Genomic DNA, 7,173 nt, shown 5'->3' with positions numbered 1-7,173 from the left:
CGCGGCAAACCCGCCGGGCAAACGCCCGGCGGCACGGACGACCAGCAGTAAGGGAACTATGTGAAGCGAAGCAGTCCGCTGTCACCGTTGTTGCTTGGAGCCTGCGGGCTCCTGGCCCTGAATCTCCAACCGGTTGCCCAGGCAGCCGATGATATAGACCCCCACCTGCGCCACATCGGGCCATCGCTGCTACGCGATGCGCCCGCGGCGGTGCCTGCGCGGCCACCGACCGGCATGGCCCCGGTCGCCAGTGGCGAGCGCCTGGGCCTGACCGAGGCGGTGTTGCAGGCCGCGCAATGGCACCCCAGCATCGCCGAAGCGATCGGCAACCTGTACAAACAGGGCGAAGGCATCAACGTCGCCCGCGCGGGTTACTACCCGCAGATTTCCGGCGGTATCCGCACCGGTTATGACACCGGCTACGGGGGCGATCGCAACAGCCAGGCCCTCAACCTGTCGCTCAAGCAGATGCTCTACGATTTCGGCAAGGTCGACAGCGCCGTCAACGCGGCGCAGGCCGCCGCCGCGCGGGCCCAGGCCAATATCCTGCTGGTGGTGGACGACCTGGCCCGTGACACTGCCTATGCCTGGATCGAAACCCGCCGCTACGAACAGTTGATGGCCATTGCCCGCGAGCAGATCCGCGGCGTGGGCGACATTGCCGGGATGGCTCGCCAGCGTAGCGACATGGGCGCCAGCACCCGCTCCGACGTGGTACAGGCCGAATCCCGCGTGGAAAGCGCCCGCGCCACCCTGGAGGAATATCAGTCGCAATACGAGCGCTGGCGCTCCACCCTGGCCGCGCTGATGGGCCGCGTGACCCCGCCGGCCCTGGCCGAGCAGTCGCCTGCGGCGTTGAACCAGGCCTGCAAGCGGCCTGCGCAAGGCGATGATCGCCTGCCGGCCGTGCTGATGGCCCTGGCCCAGCGTGCGCAAGGCCAGGCAGAGCTGGCCCAGGCCAAGGCCGAGGCCTACCCGACCGTGTCGCTGCAGCCCCAGGTCAACCATTACCTGGACAACGACTACAACCGCGATAACTCACGCATGGACCGCACCCAGGCGGGCATCTACCTCAACGTCGAGGTACCGATCTACCAAGGCGGTGCGATCAGCGCCCGCAGCCGCGCTGCCAGCCACGCCTTGAGCGCCGCCGACTCCGCCGAAGATGCCGCGCGCCTGCAGGCACGGCGTGGCCTGGCCGAGGCTCAGGCACAAACCTCCGGGCTGGGCCGCCGGCTGAGTTCGCTGGAAGCGCGCCAGGTCAGCATCCAGGAGGCGCGCATGCTCTATGGCCGCCAGTATCTGGACCTGGGCACACGGCCGCTGCTCGACCTGCTCAACGCCGAGCAGGAGATCTACCAGTCACGGTTCGAACTTGCCGGCACCCGCTCCGACCTGCTGCGCCTGGATGTCGACTGCCTGTACAACACCGGCGCGCTGCGCGCGGCCTTTGGCCTTGAGGGGCGCAACCTGCAAGGTGTGGAGATCCAGCCATGAGCGATTCGATCAATGTAACCCTGCCCACCCAGCCAGCGGCAGCAGCGCCGGAGGCGGCCCACCGGCCAGACCTGGGGCCGTGGCTGGAGGTGATGCTGCAGGTGGCGCACCACTACCGCCTGGACGTGTCGCCCCAGCGTATTCGCCTGGCGGCGGTGGAGGATGCCCGGCCGCTGGACGAAATTCTTCGCCACATGGCCCGCCAGGCCGGCCTGGCACTGCGCTTCGTGCGCTTCGATGCCAAGGGCCTGCGGCAATGGCGTACACCGCTGGTACTGGAGCTGGACGATGGCCAGTTGGCCGTGGTCGAGGCAGTCACCGAAGAAGATGACCTGGCGGTGGTGTTCGCCGGTGACCAGGGCCTGACCACTCGCCTGCCCCGCGACACGCTCAAGGGCCGCATCACCCGGGTTGCGCTGTTGCGCCCGGCGCGGCCGCTGCGCGATGTACGCACCGATGACTACACCGCCCCCTACGACCGCCACTGGTTCGCCCGTATCGTGCTGCGCGACCTGCGCCCCTATGGGCAGGTGATGGTCGCCTCGCTGGTGGCCAACGTGCTGGCGCTGGCCGGGGTGCTGTTTTCGATGCAGGTCTACGACCGTGTGATCCCGGCAGAATCACTGCCCACCTTGTACGTGCTGTTCGGCGGCGTGGTGCTGGCGCTGGTGTTCGACTTCAGCATGCGCCTGCTGCGCCTGAAGGTCACCGACCTGCTCGGCAAGCGCGCCGACCTGCGGGTGAGTGACCTGGTCTATGGCCATGCCTTGCGCCTGCGCAACTCGGTGCGGCCGAAGTCCACCGGTTCGTTCATTTCGCAACTGCGCGAGCTGGAGTCGATCCGCGATTTGATCACCTCCAGTACTGCCACGGCGTTGGCGGACCTGCCGTTCTTCCTGCTGTTCTTGTTCGTGTTCTGGCTGATCGGCGGCGTGCTGGTGTTCATTCCGCTGGTGGCGCTGCTGGCCATGCTGCTGCCAGGCCTACTGGCGCAGCGGCGCCTGGCGCGGCTGGCCAACGCCTCGATGCGCGAGTCGGCGCTGCGCAACGCCATGCTGGTGGAAAGCATCCAGGGCCTGGACGAAATCAAGGCGCTGCAGGCCGAAGCACGCTTCGAGCGCCAGTGGAACCAGTACAACGCAGCCTGTGCACACACCAACCTGCGCCTGCGCACGCTCACCAACGGCCTGGTGACCTGGACCCAGAACGTGCAAGGTGCCGTGTTTGCCGTGGTCATCGTGGTCGGTGCACCGATGGTGATCGCCGGCGACCTCACCACCGGTAGCCTGGTGGCGGCGTCGATGCTGTCGTCGCGAATGATGGCGCCGCTGGCCCAGCTGACCCATGTGCTGACCCGCTGGCAGCAGGCCAAGGTCGCCCTGCAAGGCCTGGACAAACTGATGCAGTCGGCGGTCGACCACCCCGAAGGCGAAGCGCGCGTGCACCTGCCGGCAATCCGCGGTGAATACCGCCTGCGCCAGGCCAACTTCCGCTACAGCGAAGAATCTCCCCCGGTGCTCAACATTGGCCAACTGGATATTCAGCCGGGCGAACGCATTGCAGTGCTCGGCCGCAACGGCGCGGGCAAGTCCACCCTGCTGCAGGCGTTGGGCGGGGCCATGGACCTGGTACAGGGCGAGGTCAGCCTGGACGGCATCGCCCTGGCCCACCTCGACCCTGCCGACCTGCGCCGCGACGTAGGCTTGCTGCCGCAGTACGCGCGGCTGTTCCACGGCACCCTGCGGGAAAACCTGACCCTCGGTGCCGGCCAGGCCAGCGACCAGGAACTGGTGGCCGCGCTGGCTGCCACCGGGGCGCTGGACTTTGTCCGCCGCCTGCCCAAGGGTATGGACCACCTGATCCTCGAAGGCGGCCTGGGCCTGTCTGGCGGCCAGCGCCAGGCACTGGTGCTGTCGCGCCTGTTGGTGCGCCAGCCACAGGTGCTGCTGCTGGATGAACCTACGGCATCGCTGGACGACATGACCGAGCGCAAACTGCTGGATAACCTGGAGCGCTTCTGCCAGGGCCGCACGCTGGTGATCGCTACCCACCGCCTGAGCGTGCTGCAACGGGTCGAGCGCATTGTGGTGCTCGACGGTGGGCGCATCGTCATCGATGACACCCGCGATGCCGCATTGGCCAAACTGCAAGGAGCGCAGGCATGAGCAACCACGAACTCCCGGCGTCCTACCTGGACGGGCAGGACGACCGGGCCGTTTTCCGCGCCGGGCGCCTCATCACCCTCAGCGCACTGATGCTGGCCGCGTTCCTGGCCTGGGCCGCCTGGTTCGAGGTGACCGAGGTTTCCACCGGTACCGGCAAGGTCATCCCCAGCTCCCGGGAGCAGGTGATCCAGTCGTTCGAAGGGGGGATCGTCGCGCAGATGAACGTGGCCGAAGGCGACCTGGTCGAGCGCGGCCAGGTACTGGCCCAGTTGGACCCGACCAAGACCGCCTCCAGCGTGGGCGAAAGCGAGGCCAAGTACCGCGCTGCCAAGGCCAGCCAGGCCCGGCTGCAGGCCGAGGTGACCGGCAAACCGCTGGCCTTCCCGGCCAGCCTGCGCGACTCGCCCGAACTGATCGAAGCGGAAACGGCGCTGTACCAGACCCGCCGCCGTGGCCTGGAGCAGACCCTGGCCGGCATCGAGGATTCGCTGCGGCTGGTGCGCAGTGAGCTGAAGATCACCGAAAACCTGGCGAAAATGGGCGCCTCCAGCCGGGTCGAGGTCATCCGCCTGAACCGCCAGCGTTCGGAGCTTGAACTCAAAGCCAACGAGGCCCGGTCCGACTACCTGGTGCGCGCCCGGGAGGAGCTGGCCAAGGCCAGCGCCGAGGCCGACAGCCTGTCAGAGGTAATCCGCGGGCGCAGCGACTCGCTCACCCGCCTGACCCTGCGTTCGCCGGTGCGCGGCATCGTCAAGGACATCGAGGTGAACACCCTGGGCGGCGTGGTACAACCCGGTGGCCAGGTGATGAAAATCGTGCCGATGGACGAGCGCCTGCTGATCGAAACCCGCATCGCCCCGCGCGACATTGCCTTCATCCACCCGGACCAGGCGGCCAAGGTCAAGATCAGTGCCTATGACTATTCGGTGTATGGCGGGCTGGATGGCAAGGTGGTGGGTATTTCGCCGGATACCTTGCAAGACGAGGTGAAACCGGAAATCTACTACTACCGCGTGTTCATCCGTACCGAGCAGGACAGCCTGAAGAACAAGGCCGGCAAGCACTTCGCGATTGTCCCGGGGATGATTGCCACAGTGGATATCCGCACTGGCGAAAAAACCATACTCGATTACCTGATCAAACCGCTGAACCGGGCCAAGGAGGCCCTGCGCGAGCGCTGATCCACACTGCTGCCAAGCGCTGGCCCTTGTAGGAGCGGCCTCGTGTCGCGAAAGGGCTGCAAAGCAGCCCCTGCAGTTTGTGCATCTGTGCTGAAACCCCGGGGCTGCTTTGCAGCCCTTTCGCGACACGAGGCCGCTCCTACAGGGTTGCTCAGCCTTCTTGATCTGCGGCGGATTGCGCCCTAAAGCCCAGCCTGACCTGGCCGATAACCGATTATCCCCCCGTTTCCCACCGAAGGTCACCATGGCCACGCAAAAAGCCCGCGCGGACTCCTTGTCGCTGCTGCTGTTCACCCTGCGCAGCGGCAAGCTGATGGCAATCAACCTGCTCAAGGTCAGCGAGATCATCCCCTGCCCGCCGCTGACCAAGCTGCCCGAGTCGCACCCCCACGTGAAAGGCGTAGCCACCTTGCGTGGCCATTCGTTGTCGGTCATCGACCTGTCCCGTGCCATCGGCGAGCAGCCGCTGGAGGACCCGCAAGGCGGTTGCCTGATCGTCACCGAGATCAGCCGTTCGCGCCAGGGCCTGCACGTGCAGGCCGTAAGCCGCATCGTGCATTGCCTGAGCACCGACATCAAACCGCCGCCCTATGCCTCGGGCAACCGCTCGTTCATCACCGGTGTTACCCGCGTCGACAACTCCTTGGTGCAGGTGCTGGATATCGAGAAGGTCATCCACGGCATTGCCCCGCCTGCGCCAGAGCCGGCGCGCGGCTCAGTAAGCGCAGAAGACGCCAGCCTGCTGGCCGCCACCAATATCCTGGTGGTGGACGACAGCCAGGTGGCCCTGCAGCAGTCGGTGCACACCCTGCGCAACCTGGGCATCGAGTGCCACACCGCGCGCAGCGCCAAGGACGCGATCAATGTGCTGCTGGAACTGCAAGGCACTGCACAGGAGATCAACGTGGTCGTCTCCGATATCGAAATGAGCGAGATGGATGGCTACGCCTTCACCCGAACCCTGCGTGAAACCCCCGACTTCCAGCACCTGTACGTGCTGCTGCACACCTCGCTGGACAGCGCCATGAGCAGCGAGAAGGCAACCCAGGCCGGGGCGAATGCCATCCTCACCAAGTTTTCCTCGCCGGAGCTGACCGATTGTCTGGTGGTGGCAGCACGTGCCGTGGTGTTCGCCGAGCACTGATATATTCAGCGACAAACTCCCCGGCTTGCTGCCGGGGGCAAGTCGGGCATAATTCGGGCCCTCGCAAAAAATTTGCCGGAACCCGCCATGAAGTATCTCAGCTCCATCCTGATCGGCTGCGCCCTTTTCAGCGGTATCGCCCAGGCTTCCAGCAGCCAGGCCTGGAACACGCAGCGCCAGCAGATGCTCAAAGCCTGCCTGGCGGCCAGCCAGTTCAAGGACGCCCACGCCCGCGGCAAGCCCGCCGAATTCGATGACCAGGTAGGCATGAGTGCCTTGCTGGTCGAAGGTGTCTACCCGCAGAAGCACATGCAGCAGCGCACTGGCACCGAGCTGTGCCTGTACGACCGCCAACAGCAGCGTGCCTTCGTCAGCGAATGGAGCCCGCAAGCCAAGTGACCGCCACCTTGCGTTTTGGCTGCACCGGATGCGGCAAGTGCTGCAGCGGCCACCATGTCCCCCTGACCCTGGCCGAGGCAGGCCGCTGGGCACATGACGGCGGTCAGGTGGTTGTGCTGATCGAAGCCTTCGTCACCGATGGCCCGGGCATGCCGGTGGAGCAACGTGAGCATGTGCTGCGCCGGTCGTACCCGGTAGCCTGCGGCAATGGCCAGGCGCGGGTGTCGGTGACCTTTGCCGCGTTCAACCCCGGCCGCTGCCGCAACCTGGACGACAACGACCGCTGCAGCATCTATGAGCAACGGCCGTTGGTTTGCCGCATCTACCCGGTGGAAATCAACCCGCACCTCCCCCTGCGCCCAGAGGCCAAGGACTGCCCGCCAGAAGCCTGGCAGCAGGGGCCTGCGCTGCTTCACGGCACGCAACTGGTGGATGCCGGGCTGGAGGCATTGGTGCAGGCTTCGCGCCAGGCCGACCGTGACGACATTGGCGCCAAGGTGGCGGTGTGCCAGGCACTGGGCATGACCACCAGTGCGCTCAAGGGCAACGGGTTTACCGCCTACCTGCCGGACATGGGCGCGTTTGCCGGGGCGCTGGCGCAGGTGCCGGATGATGACGGTACACAGTGGACCTTGCATGTGGAGGATGAGACGCTGGCGGCGGGCTTGCAGGGGCAGGGTTTGCACACCACCAACGAGCCCCCGGTGTATTACGCCTTTATCGGTTTCTAGCCCTGCAGGTGGTGGGGGCGGGTTCACCCGCGAGGGAGCAGACCGTGCAGCCGGTT

Annotated in this window: 6 protein-coding genes; all 6 read left to right on the top strand. The window is 66.2% G+C overall.

Translation table 11 applies throughout. The features are described from left to right. Positions 1-60 precede the first annotated feature (60 nt). The 6 genes from QME24_RS13545 to QME24_RS13520 all read left to right on the top strand — a co-directional run bounded on the left by QME24_RS13545 (position 61) and on the right by QME24_RS13520 (position 7,117). Positions 61-1,497, top strand: a complete 1,437-nt coding sequence (locus tag QME24_RS13545) for a TolC family outer membrane protein (protein WP_029886114.1) — start codon at positions 61-63, stop codon at positions 1,495-1,497. Then, positions 1,494-3,662: a type I secretion system permease/ATPase gene (locus QME24_RS13540; RefSeq protein ID WP_054881692.1), complete on the top strand. Its 2,169-nt coding sequence runs from the start codon at positions 1,494-1,496 to the stop codon at positions 3,660-3,662. Before QME24_RS13545 ends, QME24_RS13540 begins: the two co-directional genes overlap by 4 nt. Beyond that, a complete protein-coding gene (locus QME24_RS13535; RefSeq protein WP_029886116.1) occupies positions 3,659-4,843 on the top strand; it encodes an HlyD family type I secretion periplasmic adaptor subunit in 1,185 nt (394 codons plus the stop codon). The genes QME24_RS13540 and QME24_RS13535 overlap by 4 nt, the downstream gene beginning before the upstream one ends. 244 nt (positions 4,844-5,087) lie before the next feature. Beyond that, positions 5,088-5,987 carry a chemotaxis protein gene (locus QME24_RS13530; protein WP_029886117.1) on the top strand — a complete coding sequence of 300 codons (900 nt, stop codon included), beginning with the start codon at positions 5,088-5,090 and terminating at the stop codon, positions 5,985-5,987. Between the two features lie 87 nt (positions 5,988-6,074). Then, the gene (locus QME24_RS13525) at positions 6,075-6,386 is read left to right on the top strand and encodes a hypothetical protein (protein WP_009685180.1); all 312 of its coding nucleotides are present in this window, start codon (positions 6,075-6,077) and stop codon (positions 6,384-6,386) included. Then, positions 6,383-7,117, top strand: coding sequence for a YkgJ family cysteine cluster protein (locus QME24_RS13520; RefSeq protein WP_054905374.1), 735 nt, complete (start codon positions 6,383-6,385; stop codon positions 7,115-7,117). Before QME24_RS13525 ends, QME24_RS13520 begins: the two co-directional genes overlap by 4 nt. The last annotated feature ends 56 nt before the right edge of the window (positions 7,118-7,173 follow it).

The organism is Pseudomonas sp. PARCl1 (assembly GCF_947311875.1).
Taxonomy (GTDB): Bacteria; Pseudomonadota; Gammaproteobacteria; order Pseudomonadales; family Pseudomonadaceae; genus Aquipseudomonas; species Aquipseudomonas juntendi.
The sequence above is the reverse complement of the archived record's forward strand: the minus strand, read 5'-3'. Positions and strand labels throughout refer to the sequence as shown.